Here is a 14,913-nt window from a genome sequence, read left to right as displayed (position 1 = left end):
TTCAGGCCTTCAGAGGTGGCGGCGTCGGGCTGCGACTTGCCGGTCGTAGTCTTCCCGGGCTTTTACCGCCGACGGGCGGGTGGCCGTTTCGGCTACAGGAACATCCCACCACGCCTGTGCCGGAGGGGGGCCCGACACTGTGTCTGCCGTTTCGGTCTCGACGTAGACACAAGTGGGGCGGTCCGCACTCCGCGCCTCGGCGAGGGCTTCGCGCAGGTCATGGACGGTCTTCGCGCGCAGTACCCGCATTCCGAGGGAGGCCGCGTTGGCGGCGAGATCGACGGGCAGCGGGGGGCCGGTGAAACTCCCGTCGGCGCTCCGGTGCCGGTAGGCCGTGCCGAAGCGCTCGCCGCCGACCGTCTCGGAGAGCCCGCCGATGGAGGCGTAGCCGTGGTTCTGCAGGACGACGACCTTGATCGGGAGGTTCTCCTGCACTGCGGTGACGATCTCGGTGGGGTTCATCAGGTAGGTGCCGTCGCCGACGAGCGCCCAGACGGGACGGCCGGGGGCGGCCAGCTGTACGCCGATCGCGGCCGGGATCTCGTATCCCATGCAGGAGTAGCCGTACTCCACGTGGTACTGGCCTCGGGAGCGGGTCCGCCACAGCTTGTGCAGGTCGCCGGGGAGCGAACCCGCGGCGTTGATCAGGATGTCGTCGTCGGTGACCAGGGTGTCGAGGAGGCCGAGGACCTGGGCCTGGGTGGGCCGGGCGTGGGGGTCGTCGGCGGCGAACGCGGCGTCGACGCGCTGCTCCCAACGCTCCTTCGCCTCGGTGTACTCGGTCTCGTACGCCGGGTCGACGCGGTAGTTGCGCCCGTTCAGGGCCCCGGTCAGTGCTTCGAGGGCGGTGCGGGCGTCGGCGACGAGCGGGAGCGCGGCGAGCTTGTGGGCGTCGAAGCCGGTGATGTTGAGGTTGAGGAAGCGGACCGCCGGGTGGGAGAAGAGCGTGGCGGAGGCGGTGGTGAAGTCGGAGTAGCGGGTGCCGATGCCGATGACCAGGTCGGCGGTGCGGGCCAGCTCGTCGGCGGCCGCGGTGCCGGTCGAGCCGATGCCGCCGACATCGGCGGGATGGTCGTGGCGCAGCGAGCCCTTGCCCGCCTGAGTGGAGGCGACCGGGATCCGGGTGGCGGCGGCGAGCGCGGCGAGGGTCTCCTCGGCGGCGCTGTGGTGGACGCCGCCGCCTGCGACGATCAGCGGCCGGCGGGCGGTGCGCACGGCCCGTACCGCCCGCTCCAGCTCATGGGCGTCGGGCGCAGGCCGGCGTACGTACCAGATGCGCTCGGCGAAGAACTCCTCCGGCCAGTCGTACGCCTCCGCCTGTACGTCCTGCGGCAGTGCGAGCGTGACGGCGCCGGTTTCCGCCGGGTCGGCGAGGATCCGCATCGCCTGGAGCGCGGCCGGGACGAGCGCCTCGGGGCGGGTGATCCGGTCGAAGTAGCGGGAGACGGGGCGCAGACAGTCGTTGACGGAGACATCGCCGGCGGACGGGACTTCGAGCTGCTGCAGGACGGGGTCGGCGGGGCGGGTCGCGAAGGTGTCGCCGGGGAGGAGCAGGACGGGAAGGTGATTGATCGTGGCGAGGGCGGCACCGGTGACGAGGTTGGTGGCGCCGGGGCCGATGGACGTGGTGACGGCGTGTGCGGAGAGCCGGCCGGACTGGCGGGCGTACCCGACGGCGGCGTGCACCATGGACTGCTCGTTGCGGCCCTGGAGGTAGGGCATGGAGGGCCCGGTCTCCAGCAGTGCCTGGCCGATTCCGGCGACGTTGCCGTGGCCGAAGATGCCCCAGGTGGCGCTGATCAGACGCTGCCGCCGGCCGTCGCGCTCGGTGTACTGGCGGGCGAGGAAGGAGACCAGGGCCTGGGCGGTGGTGAGCTTGCGGGTGCTCATCGGGTTGCCTCCTGACCGGAGATTCCGCCGGGGCCGGGGAGTCCGTGGAGCGGGAGCCGGGGGTCGACCGGCTGCGCCGGCCAGGTGTCGCGGATCCAGCCGTGATCGGGGTGGTCGCTGATCAGCCACTCCCGCTGCTCCCCCGGGCCGGCCATCACATTGAGGTAGTACATGGTGTGGCCGGGGGCGGCGATGGACGGGCCGTGCCATCCGTCGGGGATCAGGACCGCGTCGCCGCTGCGGACCTCGGCGAGGACATCCGTGCCGCCGGGCCGGGACGGGGAGACACGGTGATAGCCGAACCCGGCAGTGCCGCCCCGATCCTGGATCTCGAAGTAGTAGATCTCTTCGAGGACCGACTCGGATCCGGGGCGGTGCTCGTCATGTTTGTGCGGCGGATACGAGGACCAGTTGCCGCCCGGGGTGAGGACCTCGACGGCGATCAGCCGGTCGCACTCGAACGTGTCGGCGGCGGCGAAGTTGTTGACCTGGCGCGAGCAGGTTCCGGAGCCGCGCAGTTCCACGGGTACCTCCGGCGCAGGGCCGTAGCGAGCGGGGAGTCGTCGCTCGCACTTCGCTCCTGCCAGGGCGAAGCGGCCTCCTGCGCCGGAGGCGATCTGCGCATGGGCGTCGCGTGGTACGTAGGCGAAGTCGGACACCCCGCTGAACACGCTTTCCCGGCCCAGCAGTTCAAAGATGTCACCTGAGGTGTGCACCGTACAGCCACCGGTCAACGGCAGGACGATCCACTCACTCTCCCCGGTGACAAGTGTGTGAACGCCACCGGGCCTCAGGTCCACCACACGCAGGCTCGACCGGTCCCAGCCGGCCCGCTTCGGATCGATGTCCAGGGCGTACGGTCCCTGCGCCGTGCTGCCCGCGGGCAGATGCCACCGGCGCCCCGGCCGTTCCCGTACGCGTTCCTCATGGTCCGTCGTCATGCCTTCTCCCTTCCCCTCCTGTCCACTCGCTACAGCAGTGCCACGGCCGTGTCGACTGCACCGGCCACATCCCCGTCGACCGGATAGAGCAGCGACCTCCCCACCACCAGCCCCTGAACGGTGGGAAGTCGCAGCGCGCCACGCCACTTCTCGTACGCACCCTCCTGGTCGGCGCCCACCTCGCCGCCCAGCAGCACGGCAGGCAGCGTCGATGTCTCCATCACGCGCGCCATGTGGTCGGGGTTCTCGGTGACGGGGACCTTGAGCCAGGTGTACGCGGAGGTGCCCGCGAGCCCCGAGGCGATGGCGATCGACGTGGTCACCGCGGCCGCGCCGAGGTCGTTGCGGACCTTGCCGTCGACCCGGCGGCAGAGGAACGGCTCGACGAAGACCGGCAGCCGGTGCGCGGCCATGGCGTCGATGGTGCGGGCGGTGGCGTGCATGGTGTCGAGGGAGCCGGGGTCGTCGTAGTCGATGCGGAGCAGCAGCTTGCCCGCGTCGAAGCCGAGCCGGGCGAGGTCGTCGGGGCGGTGACCGGTGAAGCGGTCGTCGAGTTCGAAGGAGGCGCCCGCGAGTCCGCCGCGGTTCATCGAGCCGATGACGACCTTGTCCTCCAACGCGCCGAGGAGCAGCAGGTCGTCGAGGATGTCGGCGGTGCCGAGGACACCGTCGACGCCGGGGCGGGAGAGGGCGAGGCAGAGCCGCTCCAGGAGCTCGAACCGATTGGCCATGGCCAGTTCGTGCCCGCCGACGGCGAAGGAGCCGCGGGCCGGATGGTCCGCCGCGATGATCATCAGGCGCCCGCTGTCACCGACGAGGGGCCGTCTGCGGCGGCGGGCGGCGGCCTCGGCGACGGCTTCGGGGTGGCGCACGCGCAGCCGTACGAGGTCGGCCACGGAGGAGGCCGCGGGTGTCATGACACCGCCCCGGTCCCGGTTCCGGGTTCGGTTTCGCCGGTGGTGACGGCGCCGCGGACGAGTGCCTCTTCCACCTCGCGGGGGAAGGGCATCGCGGGCGAACAGGCGAGCCGTGAGGCGACGATGGCGCCGGCCGCGTTGGCGTACCGCATGATGCGCTCGGTCTCCCAGCCGGCGAGCAGCCCGTGGCAGAGCGCCCCGCCGAAGGCGTCTCCGGCGCCGAGACCGTTGACGACGTCCACGGGCAGAGGCGGGACGTCGGCGACGGTGCCGTCCCGGTGGACGGCGAGGACACCCTTGGGGCCCTGCTTGACGACGGCGAGCTCGACCCCGGCGGCGAGCAGGGCGCGGGCGGCCGCATACGGCTCGCGTTCCCCGGTGGCGATCCGGCATTCGTCGAGATTGCCGACGGCGACGGTGGCGTGGGCGAGGGCCTCGCGGTAGCGCGCGGTGGCCGTGGGGTCGGAGAGGTGGTCCGCGCCGGGGTGATCGGGCACGTCGGTCCAGAACATCGGGCGCCAGTCCAGGTCGAAGACCGTGCAGCAACCTGGCGCAAGGCCTCGCTCGTCGCCGGACTCCGCCCGCGCCTCGCTCCTGGCCCGCAACGCGGCCAGCGTGGCCGTGCGGCTGGGTTCTGCGCACAGTCCGGTGCCGGTCATCCAGAAGACCCGGGCCGCCCGGATCGCGTCCAGGTCGAGTTCCGCCTCGTGGATCTCCAGGTCGGGCGCCTTGGGCAGGCGGTAGAAGTAGAGCGGGAAGTCGTCCGGCGGAAAGATCTCGCAGAAGGTCACCGGCGTCGGATACGCGTCGACAGACGTCACCCATCGGTCGTCCACCCCGAACTCCCGCAACTGCTGGTGGAGATAGTCCCCGAACGCGTCCCGGCCGGTGCGTGTCACCACCGCCGTCCGCCGGCCGAGCCGGGCGGCCGCAACCGCCACATTGGCCGGTGAGCCGCCGAGGAACTTCCCGAACGTGTCGACCTGGGCCAGCGGCCGTCCGGTCTGCAGGGGGTAGAGGTCCACCCCGATCCGCCCCATGGTGATCACGTCGTACATCTCGGGCATACGCATCCCTTCGACCGGCGACCGGAGCGGCTGCCCCCAGGTCTAGCCCTCTCCCCGGAACCCTGTCAACATTTTGTCCGGACATAAGGACGTTCTCTTGACACTCGTCTTCCGGCGCCGAATTCTTGGCCGCATGACCTCCTCCGCTTCCGCTCCGGCCCGCATCCGTATCGGCTCGGCACCCGACTCCTGGGGGGTCTGGTTCCCCGACGATCCCCGCCAAGTGCCGTGGCAGCGCTTCCTCGACGAGGTGTCCGAGGCGGGTTACGAGTGGATCGAGCTGGGCCCGTACGGCTACCTCCCGACCGACCCGGCCCGCCTCGCCGAGGAGACCGGCCGCCGCGGACTCACCGTCTCCGCGGGCACCGTTTTCACCGGATTGCACCACGGCCCGGACGTCTGGGAACGGACCTGGGCGCATGTCGCCGACATCGCGGCACTCACCCGGGCGATGGGCGCCGGGCATCTGGTGGTCATCCCGTCATTCTGGCGGGACGACAAGACCGGCGAGATCCTTGAGGACCGCACCCTCACCGCGGAACAGTGGGGCCACCTCACCACGCAGACGGAGCGGCTGGGCCGCGAGGTACAGGACCGTTTCGGACTGCAGATCGTCGTCCATCCGCACGCCGACACCCATGTCGACAGCGAGGAGAACGTCCACCGCTTCCTCGACGCCACCGATCCCGACCTGGTCTCGCTCTGTCTCGACACCGGCCACTACGCCTACTGCGGCGGGGACAGCGTCAAGCTGATCGAGACCTACGGCGAGCGGATCGGCTATCTGCACCTCAAGCAGGTCGACCCGGATGTGCTGGCCGACGTCGTAGCGGGCGAGGTGCCGTTCGGGCCGGCCGTGGCACGGGGCGTCATGTGCGAACCGCCCAATGGCGTACCCGCTCTGGGTCCCGTGCTGGACGCGGCCCGACGGCTGGACATCGATCTGTTCGCGATCGTCGAGCAGGACATGTATCCGTGCCCGCCCGACAAGCCGCTGCCGATCGCCCGTCGCACCCGCGCCTTCCTCCGCTCCTGCGGCACACCGGCGCCGACACCCGCGCCCGAGCAGGACACACCGAACGAGGCACAGATGTGACGTCCCGGCGGCGTGCGGTGTTGTGCTCGCAGTGAAGCGGGTGCGGTCCCTTCCGCGCCCCGTGACCGCACAAGGAGCAACTCACCGTGATCCGAAAGACGCCTCTCTCCGCGAGGACGGCAGGGGCCTCGGTCCTGGCCGCACTCGCCCTGACTGCCGCCCTCACCACCGCCCCCGCCGCCTGGGCCGCCGGGCACACCCCGGAGCAGCCGCTCCCCTCGCCCGGCGCGGCCTGCGTGTTCTACGACGGTAATCAGCTGACCTTCTTCGGCGAGCAGGGCGAACGGGTCTCCGAGGTGCAGTGCCTTCTGGCCAACCGCCGCTATCTGCCGTGGAGTGCCGTTGACGGCACCTTCGGGACGGCGACCCTCGCCGCTGTTCAGCGCTTCCAGGCGGACCACCCGCCACTCGTCCCGGACGGCCTCGTCGGTCCGCAGACCTGGTTCGCGCTCTGGCACGCCTAAGGCGTGTTTCGAATGCACGCCTTCTGTCACAGATATCACTCCCTCGTCACACATGTCCGCGTTACACGGGTCTTCCGTCACAGGCGTTCGACGACCCCACCCAGCCCGTCACTCCGTGTCGTTCACCGGACACAGGCTGAGTGATCGTCAGCGTCCGTGCCGCGGCTCTCCAGACAGCCTCCCGGCTGCCGCTGCGGCGCAGAGAGGTGTCACTTATGACGGACAGAAGGCTCTGGTCCTACAAGGACATTGCCGCGCACATCCGGGTGCAGCCGGAGACCGTTCGCTCGTACCGCAAGCACGGTCTCCTTCCCGCACCCGACCATGTGGAGAGCGGTAAGCCCTACTGGTACGCGGACACCGTCCGCGCCTGGGTCGCTGCCCGCCCGAGCAACCGGGGCCGCAAGGGCTGACGCCCTCTCCCCCTCCCTCCGTCCGTTCCAGGCCCCGTACGGCGACCGGCTCCGACCCGGCGCCGCACGGGGCCTCCGTCCGTCTACGCCCCGGCGCTGATCCTGTCCCGATCGGGAGCGGCTGCGGACACCTCCTCGACGGGGGCAGGTGCGGACCCCCCTTCGCTCAGCCCGAATCGCTGGTGGAAGGCCCGCAGCGGCGCGGGCGCCCACCAGGTCACCCGACCCATCAGCTTCATCACCGACGGCACCAGCAGGCTCCGCACCACCATGGCGTCCATCAGCACGGCCAGCGCGATGCCGAGGCCGAGCATCTTCGTGTTGGTCACCCGCGACGTCCCGATGGCGACCATCACCACCGCGAGGATCACGGCAGCCGCAGTGATCAGCCCGCCGGTGCGCCGCAGCCCGAAGGTCACCGAATGCTCGTGGTCACCGGTGCGGTCGTACTCCTCCTTGATCCGGGAGAGCAGGAACACCCCATAGTCCATGGAGAGTCCGAACGCGACGCAGAACATCAGTACGGGCAGGGTCGTCTCTATGTCCCCTGTGCTGGTGAAGGAGAGCAGTCCGGACAGATGCCCGTCCTGGAAGACCCAGACGACCGCTCCGAACATCGCTGTCAGGCTCAGAGCGTTGAGCACCACTGCCTGGAGCGGGATGAGCACGCTGCCGGTGAGCAGGAAGACCAGCAGCAGCGTCACGAGGACGATGATGCCCACTGCCCACGGCAGCCGGTCCGCGATGGCGTCCTTGGAGTCGATGAGGACCGCCGCCGCGCCCGTCACCGAGGTGTCGAACGGAGCGGGCTGGGCCCGGAGCTCGCGTACGAGCTGCTGGGACTCCTCCCCCACGGCCTCCCCCTTGGGCAGCACGCCGAAGTATGCGGACCGCCCCTCCGTCACCGGCCCGTCGACTCGGAGAACGCCGGGGAGTGCAGCGATCCGGTTCCGGTAGTCGGCGTACTGGGCGGGCGTCGCGCTGCCCTCCGCGAAGACTTCGAGGCCGCCGCCGGGGCTGCCGGGGAAGCCGTCCCGTATGTGCTGCTGGACGACATGCGACTCGGCACCTGCGGGCAGCTGGCGGTCGTCCGCCGTACCGAACTTCACCCCGAGGAACGGCAGTCCGAGCAGGACCAGGCCCACGGTGGTGAGGACGGCGAAGACCGGCGCCCGGCGCATTACCAACGTCGCGAACCTCCCCCATCCCTTGCCCGCCGTGTCCGGCTCGTGGCGCGCCTCGCTCCCCCGGCGGCGCAACCGTCCGCGCAGGTCCAGGGAGTTGACCCGAGGACCGAGAAGCATCAGCGCGGCGGGCAGCAGGATCAGCGCCGCAGCGGCGGCCAGCAGAACCACGGCGATCCCCGCATAGGCGAACGAGCGCAGGAAGTACTGCGGGAAGACCAGCATCGCGGCCAGCGAGACCGCCACGGTCAGCGCGGAGAACAGCACCGTGCGCCCCGCGGTGCGCAGCGTCGCGCCGACCGCCGACCGGGTGTCCGCTCCCGCCGCGAGCTCCTCACGGAACCGGCGCACGATGAACAGGGCGTAGTCGATGGCGAGCCCGAGACCGAGGGCCGTGGTGAGGTTCTGGGCGAAGACCGAGACGTCGGTGAATTCGGTGATGCCCCGCAGCACGGCGTTGGTCCCCAGGATCGCGACGATGCCGACGCCGAGCGGCAGCAGGGCCGCGATCGCGCTGCCGAAGACCATGACCAGCAGCACCAGGGTGACGGGAAGGGCGATCATCTCGGCCCGCAGCAGGTCCTCCTGAATGATCGTCTGCATCTCGTGCCGTACGGCGACGGGGCCGCCGACCGAGACCTTCACCGGACCGTGCGTCCCTCGGTAGGTGGGTGCTATCCGGTCCAGGGTCTCGCCCACCGCCTTGTCCTGGCCCTCGATCCTGGCCGCGATCAATGCCTCCCGCCCGTCCTTGGCGCGGAGCGCGGGCGACTTGCTCTGCCAGTACGAACCGACGCCCGTGATGCCCTTCTCAGCAGCCAGCCCCTCGGTGAGCCGCGCGGCCTCGGCGGCCACCGCGGGGTCGTCCACGGAAGTGCTGCCGCTGTCGACCAGCAGCAGAAGATTGGGCTGGGACGCGGGAAACTCGCGCTCCAGCGCCTTGGTCGCATAGGTGGACTCGGCGTCGGGGGCCTCCCAGCCACCGCTGCCCATCCGGTCGGCGACACCGCTGCCCGCGAACACCGCGAGCGCCGTGATCACCAGGGCGGCGAGCAGCGCGAGCCGCGGCCGCGCGGTGACGAACCGGGTCCAGCCCCCCAGGCGCTCCGGGCGGTTGACTTGAGGCATGGTGCGGTGTCCCCTTCCCCCAGACCCGGGCGGCACAGGGCAGCATGGGTCACTCGTTGCCACATACACTGGCAAACACGAGTCATCGCTCGCGTTCCACGAGAATGCGAGCGGCCACTCGCGTTTGTCAAACGCGTGAGGAAAGCTGGGGATTACCGTGTCGGAGGCCAGATCCGGAGCCGCCGGAGCCGCCGGGAGGAAGGGCGCCGCCGGGGACGCGGGCACCACCGAGAGGAAAAGCGCCACCGGGGACGCACCTGCCGACGGGCGTGCGGGTACCACCGCCGGACGGCCGCGCCGCCGTCAGGCCCGCGGCGAAGCCCGCATCACCCAGCTCCTCAAAGCGGCCGCCAGCGTCTTCTGTGCGACCGGCTACACAGCAGCGAGCACCAACGCCATCGCCCGCGAGGCCGGCGTCTCGCCCGGCACGCTCTACCAGTTCTTCCCGAACAAGGAGGCCATCGCCGTCGAGCTCGGCGACCAGCTCCTCAAACGCTGGCGCGAGACGTACGGGGCGGCTTTCCTGCCGGACAATCTGGCGCTCCCCCTCGACCGGATGCTGGACGCCACCCTCGACCCGCTGATCACCTTCAACTGCGAGAATCCGGCCTTCACCGTCCTGATGCACGGCTCCGAGATCCCCGGCGTGATCACCCACGAGCACGACACCCTGCACGCGGCGATGCTCTCCCGGGTCGAGGCCATCCTCGGCGGCTACCTCCCGGACACACCGCCCGCCGAGATCACCCGCACCGCCACCATGATCTTCATCCTCTTCAAGGCGGGACTCGACGTGATCATGGCCCACGAGGGCGAGGAGCGGGAGGCGTACATCAGGGAGCTGAAGACCGTACTCCTCCGCTACCTGGAGCCACTGGTCGGCGACCGGACCCTCCAACCCCCCTCGCCCACCCCGGCCGCCGCTCCGCCGAATGACCGATAGCGCGCGAAGCGACATCGTCCCCCCTCGCATTCATACCCCCTAGGGGTATATAGTTCTGAGTGTTGGGGCGCGCCGGCCTTCCCGGAGCTCCCTGGCGCCACACTGAAGCTGTACGCGTCGAAGAGGAGAACACCATGACCGCCGAGACCCAGCTCCCCCAGGCCACCGGCTCCTGCTGCTCGCCCGACGGCTCCTGCCACGACGGTGCGGGCACCGAGGCAACGGCCGGTGCGGTCACCACCGTCTACCGAGTGACGGGCATGACCTGCGGGCACTGCGAAGGCGCCGTCTCCGCGGAGATCTCCGACATCGAGGGCGTCACCTCGGTGAAGGCCGTGGCCTCCACCGGAGAGGTGACCGTCGTCTCCGAGGCCCCGCTGTCCGAGGACGCCGTCCGCGCCGCGGTCGACGAGGCGGGTTACGAGCTCGCCGGCCAGGCCTGAACGCCGTCCGGGCCCACCCGGACACCCTGCGGACCTGCACCACCAGCATCATCTGCACCACCCCTTGCACCACCGGGCCGGACCGACCAGCTGATACTGGTGGGGCACGGCCCGGTCGGCATTTCAGGAGTTCGGACATGCACAGCGCAACAGAGGCCGAAGCCCCGGCAGTCGCGAGTTCGGAAGCGGAACTCACGATCGGCGGGATGACCTGCGCCTCGTGCGCGGCCCGCGTCGAGAAGAAGCTCAACCGGATGGACGGCGTCACCGCGTCCGTGAACTACGCGACAGAGAAGGCACGCGTCACGTTCGGTGCCGGGACCCGGCTGGCTGACCTGATCGCCACGGTCGAGAAGACCGGATACACCGCACAGCCGGTACAACGGCCCGCACCGGCGCCGCCCCCGCTGCCCGCTGAAACGCTCTCGCCGCCCGAGGCCACCGGCCCCGCCGAGGCCGAGCGGACCGAGGAGACCCGGCAGATCCGGGAAACCGCGGTGGCGGCGGACTCCGACACCACGCCGGAGGAAACCGAAGCCGAGCGCAGCGCGGCCGACGCCCTCGCCGCCCTGCGGCAGCGGCTGGCCGTCTCGGCCGTCCTCGCCGCCCCCGTCGTGCTCCTGGCCATGGTCCCGTCCCTCCAGTTCGACAACTGGCAGTGGCTCTCCCTCACGCTCGCCGCCCCCGTGGTCGTCTGGGGCGGACTGCCCTTCCACCACGCCACCTGGACCAACCTCCGGCACGGCGCGGCCACCATGGACACCCTCGTCTCCGTCGGCACACTCGCCGCGTTCGGCTGGTCGCTCTGGGCGCTGTTCTTCGGGGACGCGGGCATGACCGGGATGCGGCACGGCTTCGACTTCTCGGTCTCACGCACGGAGAGTTCGTCCACCATCTATCTGGAAGTGGCCGCCGGGGTCATCACCTTCATCCTGCTGGGCCGCTATCTGGAGGCGAAGTCCAAGCGCAAGGCCGGTTCCGCGCTGCGCGCACTGATGCACCTGGGCGCGAAGGACGTCTCCGTCCTCAGGGACGGCACCGAAGTACGCGTCCCCGTCGCCCGGCTCACCGTCGGCGACCGCTTCGTGGTCCGTCCCGGCGAGAAGATCGGCACCGACGGCACCGTCACCGAGGGCACCTCCGCCGTGGACGCGTCGATGCTCACCGGCGAGTCCGTTCCGGTCGATGTGAACGTCGGGGACTCCGTCACCGGCGCCACCGTCAATGTCTCGGGCCGCCTCGTCGTGCGCGCCACCCGGGTCGGCGCCGACACCCAGCTGTCCCGGATGGCCAGGCTCGTCGAGGACGCCCAGAACGGAAAGGCCGAGGTGCAGCGCCTCGCCGACCGGATCTCCGCGGTCTTCGTCCCGGTCGTCCTGCTGCTCGCGCTGGTCACCCTGGTCGTCTGGCTGCTGTTCACGGACGACGTGACCGCCTCGTTCACCGCCGCCGTCGCCGTACTGATCATCGCCTGCCCGTGCGCGCTCGGCCTCGCCACTCCGACCGCCCTCATGGTGGGGACCGGGCGCGGCGCACAGCTCGGCATCCTGATCAAGGGCCCGGAGGTCCTGGAGACCACCCGGCGTATCGACACGATCGTCCTGGACAAGACCGGCACGGTCACCACCGGCCGGATGACTCTCCAGGACGTCCACGTGGCGCCCGGCACCGACGCGACGCAACTGCTGCGGCTGGCCGGCGCCCTGGAGCACGCCTCCGAGCACCCCATCGCCCAGGCCGTCGCCACCGGCGCCGCCGAACGCACCGGGGCCGCGCTCCCCACCGTCCAGTCCTTCACCAACGTCCCGGGGCTCGGGGTACGCGGCACCGTCGACGGGCATCAGGTGCTCGTCGGACGCCCCCAGCTGCTCACCGGCGCCGGGATCGCCGTCCCCGAGGCACTGTCCGGCTCCCTCACGGACGCGGCGGCCCGGGGACGTACGTCCATCGCGGTCGCCTGGGACGGCGAGGCGCGTGGCGTTCTCGGGGTCGCCGACGCGATCAAGGACTCCAGTGCGACAGCCGTCGCCGAGCTGCGCGCCCTCGGCCTCAGGCCGGTGCTGCTGACCGGCGACAACCGGGCCGTGGCGGACGCCGTCGCCCGCGCCGTCGGCATCGACGAGGTCTACGCCGAGGTGCTCCCCGAGGAGAAGGTGCACGTCATCGAGCGGCTCCAGGCGGAGGGCCGTTCGGTCGCGATGGTCGGGGACGGTGTCAACGACGCGGCGGCCCTCGCGACCGCCGACCTCGGGCTGGCCATGGGCACCGGCACGGACGCCGCGATCGAGGCGAGCGATCTCACCCTCGTTCGTGGAGATCTCGAGGTGGCCGCCGATGCCATCCGGCTCTCACGACGCACCCTGACCACGATCAAGGGCAACCTTTTCTGGGCATTTGGCTACAACGTTGCCGCCCTACCCCTTGCGGCGTTTGGCCTGCTCAACCCTATGATTGCCGGAGCGGCGATGGCCTTCTCATCGGTCTTCGTCGTGACGAACAGCCTGCGGTTGCGCGCCTTCACGTGATTTCCACAAAGAGATCTAGATCACATTGGTTTGAGGGTAACCATCCGATGGGTTCGCGAGTCTAAGAGTGCGATGCCAAGGATGTCTTGGGGGACGTCCGACGAAGCGTCTTGGGGGACGCTTCAGGCAAGCGTTGGCCGGGGCACGTGCACCGGGGAGCTTTGAGCGGCCCTCCCGAAGGTACGTACCCCGGCAGACCGCGAGACGTGCAACCGCAGTGACGTGGTGCAGCAGTACCGAGGAACACCCAGGAGCTTCGGCTCCCGCAGACGCCCGGCCGGATCCCGTGGGGGGAATCCGCTCCGGGACATGGGAAGCGCCTCGTTGTCGGCCCGTGGGGGGATCGATGGCGGGGCGCTTCTCGCTCCATGCAGGGGCGGGCCGGATACGCGAATCGCCCCGGACACCGCGCTCTGTGCGAAAGCGCGGTACGCGGGGCGAAGGCAGCCCGGCCGCAGCGGACCGGGGCGGTACAGGGGTGCTACGGGATTCAGCGGCTCTCGACCGGGACGAAGTCGCGCAGGACCTCGCCGGTGTAGATCTGGCGCGGGCGGCCGATGCGGGATCCCGGCTCCTTGATCATCTCGTGCCACTGGGCGATCCAGCCGGGGAGCCGGCCGAGCGCGAAGAGCACGGTGAACATCTCGGTCGGGAAGCCCATGGCCCGGTAGATCAGACCCGTGTAGAAGTCCACGTTGGGGTAGAGGTTGCGCGAGACGAAGTACTCGTCGGAGAGCGCGTGCTCCTCCAGCTTCAGCGCGATGTCGAGCAGCTCGTCGGACTTGCCGAGCGCCGACAGCACGTCGTGGGCCGCAGCCTTGATGATCTTGGCGCGCGGGTCGAAGGACTTGTAGACGCGGTGGCCGAAGCCCATCAGCCGGACGCCGTCCTCCTTGTTCTTCACCTTGCGGATGAAGGAGTCGACGTCGCCGCCGTTGGCCTGGATGCCCTCGAGCATCTCCAGCACCGACTGGTTGGCGCCGCCGTGCAGCGGGCCCCACAGCGCCGAAATGCCGGCGGAGATCGAGGCGAACATGTTCGCCTGCGAGGAGCCGACCAGACGCACGGTGGAGGTCGAACAGTTCTGCTCGTGGTCCGCGTGCAGGATGAGCAGCTTGTCGAGCGCGGAGACGACGACCGGGTCCAGGTCGTACTCCTGGGCGGGGACCGAGAAGGTCATGCGCAGGAAGTTCTCGACGTACCCGAGGTCGTTGCGCGGGTAGACGAAGGGGTGACCGATCGACTTCTTGTACGCGTACGCGGCGATCGTCGGCAGCTTGGCCAGCAGCCGGATCGTCGAGAGGTGGCGCTGTTCCTCGTCGAACGGGTTGTGGCTGTCCTGGTAGAACGTGGACAGCGCGCTGACGACCGAGGACAGCATGGCCATCGGGTGGGCGTCGCGCGGGAAGCCGTCGAAGAACCGCTTGACGTCCTCGTGCAGCAGCGTGTGCTGGGTGATCTCGTTCTTGAAGGTCGCCAGCTGGTCGACCTTGGGAAGCTCACCGTTGATGAGCGTGTACGCGACTTCCAGGAACGTCGAGCGCTCGGCGAGCTGCTCGATGGGATAGCCGCGGTACCGCAGGATGCCCTGCTCGCCGTCGAGGTAGGTGATGGCGGATTTATATGCGGCGGTGTTGCCGTATCCGCTGTCCAGCGTCACCAGGCCGGTATTGGCCCGGAGCTTCCCGATGTCGAAGCCCTTGTCGCCGACGGTGCTGTCGATCACCGGGTAGGTGTACTCGTCATCGCCGTACCGCAGTACTACAGAGTTGTCGCTCACGTCATCCCTCACCGACGTAGTGGCTCTACTTCGAGATTCCCTGACTGTCTCCACCCTCCTCCATTTGGCCCAGGAGAGTGCACTCGGGGTCGTCCATTGGACCTACTGACGGCACTGAGTGC

The 14,913-nt window shown here is 70.0% G+C and carries 12 protein-coding genes; 6 read left to right on the top strand and 6 right to left on the bottom strand.

Features of this window, described 5'->3' with window-relative positions; genetic code table 11:
• Positions 1-9: 9 nt before the first annotated feature.
• The 4 genes from iolD to iolC are packed head-to-tail and all read right to left on the bottom strand — an operon-like array spanning position 10 to position 4,815.
• Positions 10-1,890, bottom strand: coding sequence for a 3D-(3,5/4)-trihydroxycyclohexane-1,2-dione acylhydrolase (decyclizing) (gene iolD / locus ACNPQM_RS08720; protein ID WP_418083540.1), 1,881 nt, complete (start codon positions 1,888-1,890; stop codon positions 10-12).
• Positions 1,887-2,831 carry a 5-deoxy-glucuronate isomerase gene (gene iolB / locus ACNPQM_RS08715; RefSeq protein ID WP_418083539.1) on the bottom strand — a complete coding sequence of 315 codons (945 nt, stop codon included), beginning with the start codon at positions 2,829-2,831 and terminating at the stop codon, positions 1,887-1,889. The genes iolD and iolB overlap by 4 nt, the downstream gene beginning before the upstream one ends.
• 29 nt (positions 2,832-2,860) lie before the next feature.
• On the bottom strand, positions 2,861-3,748 hold the full coding sequence (locus ACNPQM_RS08710; protein WP_358858650.1) for a Cgl0159 family (beta/alpha)8-fold protein: 888 nt from the start codon (positions 3,746-3,748) through the stop codon (positions 2,861-2,863).
• Positions 3,745-4,815 (bottom strand): 5-dehydro-2-deoxygluconokinase, encoded by a 1,071-nt coding sequence (gene iolC / locus ACNPQM_RS08705; RefSeq protein ID WP_418083538.1) that lies wholly within the window; start codon positions 4,813-4,815, stop codon positions 3,745-3,747. The genes ACNPQM_RS08710 and iolC overlap by 4 nt, the downstream gene beginning before the upstream one ends.
• 133 nt (positions 4,816-4,948) lie before the next feature.
• On the opposite strand from iolC, the gene ACNPQM_RS08700 reads away from it, so the two are divergent.
• From ACNPQM_RS08700 to ACNPQM_RS08690, 3 genes are all read left to right on the top strand, one after another.
• Positions 4,949-5,911 (top strand): sugar phosphate isomerase/epimerase family protein, encoded by a 963-nt coding sequence (locus ACNPQM_RS08700; RefSeq protein WP_418083537.1) that lies wholly within the window; start codon positions 4,949-4,951, stop codon positions 5,909-5,911.
• 86 nt (positions 5,912-5,997) lie between these two features.
• Entirely contained in the window at positions 5,998-6,375 is a 378-nt protein-coding gene (locus ACNPQM_RS08695; RefSeq protein WP_358858647.1) for a peptidoglycan-binding domain-containing protein, read from the top strand.
• A 215-nt stretch (positions 6,376-6,590) separates the two neighbouring features.
• A complete protein-coding gene (locus ACNPQM_RS08690; RefSeq protein ID WP_037694159.1) occupies positions 6,591-6,788 on the top strand; it encodes a helix-turn-helix transcriptional regulator in 198 nt (65 codons plus the stop codon).
• 83 nt (positions 6,789-6,871) lie between these two features.
• Here ACNPQM_RS08690 and ACNPQM_RS08685 read toward each other — a convergent pair whose 3' ends face one another.
• Positions 6,872-9,100, bottom strand: a complete 2,229-nt coding sequence (locus ACNPQM_RS08685) for an MMPL family transporter (protein ID WP_418083536.1) — start codon at positions 9,098-9,100, stop codon at positions 6,872-6,874.
• Between the two features lie 157 nt (positions 9,101-9,257).
• On the opposite strand from ACNPQM_RS08685, the gene ACNPQM_RS08680 reads away from it, so the two are divergent.
• The 3 genes from ACNPQM_RS08680 (at position 9,258) to ACNPQM_RS08670 (ending at position 13,011) form a co-directional block, all read left to right on the top strand.
• Positions 9,258-10,043, top strand: coding sequence for a TetR family transcriptional regulator (locus ACNPQM_RS08680; RefSeq protein ID WP_418083535.1), 786 nt, complete (start codon positions 9,258-9,260; stop codon positions 10,041-10,043).
• Between the two features lie 134 nt (positions 10,044-10,177).
• Complete coding sequence (locus ACNPQM_RS08675; RefSeq protein ID WP_418083534.1) at positions 10,178-10,486, top strand: heavy-metal-associated domain-containing protein; 309 nt, start codon at positions 10,178-10,180, stop codon at positions 10,484-10,486.
• Between the two features lie 137 nt (positions 10,487-10,623).
• Entirely contained in the window at positions 10,624-13,011 is a 2,388-nt protein-coding gene (locus ACNPQM_RS08670; RefSeq protein WP_418083533.1) for a heavy metal translocating P-type ATPase, read from the top strand.
• Positions 13,012-13,501: 490 nt separating this feature from the next.
• On the opposite strand, the gene ACNPQM_RS08665 is transcribed toward ACNPQM_RS08670, so the two are convergent.
• A complete protein-coding gene (locus ACNPQM_RS08665; RefSeq protein WP_358858642.1) occupies positions 13,502-14,791 on the bottom strand; it encodes a citrate synthase in 1,290 nt (429 codons plus the stop codon).
• Between the last annotated feature and the right edge of the window lie 122 nt (positions 14,792-14,913).

It is taken from the genome of Streptomyces sp. NPDC056231, from assembly GCF_048270745.1.
Classification (GTDB): Bacteria; Actinomycetota; Actinomycetes; order Streptomycetales; family Streptomycetaceae; genus Streptomyces.
The sequence above is the reverse complement of the archived record's forward strand: the minus strand, read 5'-3'. Positions and strand labels throughout refer to the sequence as shown.

What these genes read in the sequence shown, in the direction of transcription:
- iolD (WP_418083540.1), bottom strand. Translation starts at nt 1,890, where the DNA reads ATGAGCACCCGCAAGCTCACCACCGCCCAGGCCCTGGTCTCCTTCCTC.
- iolB (WP_418083539.1), bottom strand. Translation starts at nt 2,831, where the DNA reads ATGACGACGGACCATGAGGAACGCGTACGGGAACGGCCGGGGCGCCGG.
- ACNPQM_RS08710 (WP_358858650.1), bottom strand. Translation starts at nt 3,748, where the DNA reads ATGACACCCGCGGCCTCCTCCGTGGCCGACCTCGTACGGCTGCGCGTG.
- iolC (WP_418083538.1), bottom strand. Translation starts at nt 4,815, where the DNA reads ATGCCCGAGATGTACGACGTGATCACCATGGGGCGGATCGGGGTGGAC.
- ACNPQM_RS08700 (WP_418083537.1), top strand. Translation starts at nt 4,949, where the DNA reads ATGACCTCCTCCGCTTCCGCTCCGGCCCGCATCCGTATCGGCTCGGCA.
- ACNPQM_RS08690 (WP_037694159.1), top strand. Translation starts at nt 6,591, where the DNA reads ATGACGGACAGAAGGCTCTGGTCCTACAAGGACATTGCCGCGCACATC.
- ACNPQM_RS08685 (WP_418083536.1), bottom strand. Translation starts at nt 9,100, where the DNA reads ATGCCTCAAGTCAACCGCCCGGAGCGCCTGGGGGGCTGGACCCGGTTC.
- ACNPQM_RS08675 (WP_418083534.1), top strand. Translation starts at nt 10,178, where the DNA reads ATGACCGCCGAGACCCAGCTCCCCCAGGCCACCGGCTCCTGCTGCTCG.
- ACNPQM_RS08670 (WP_418083533.1), top strand. Translation starts at nt 10,624, where the DNA reads ATGCACAGCGCAACAGAGGCCGAAGCCCCGGCAGTCGCGAGTTCGGAA.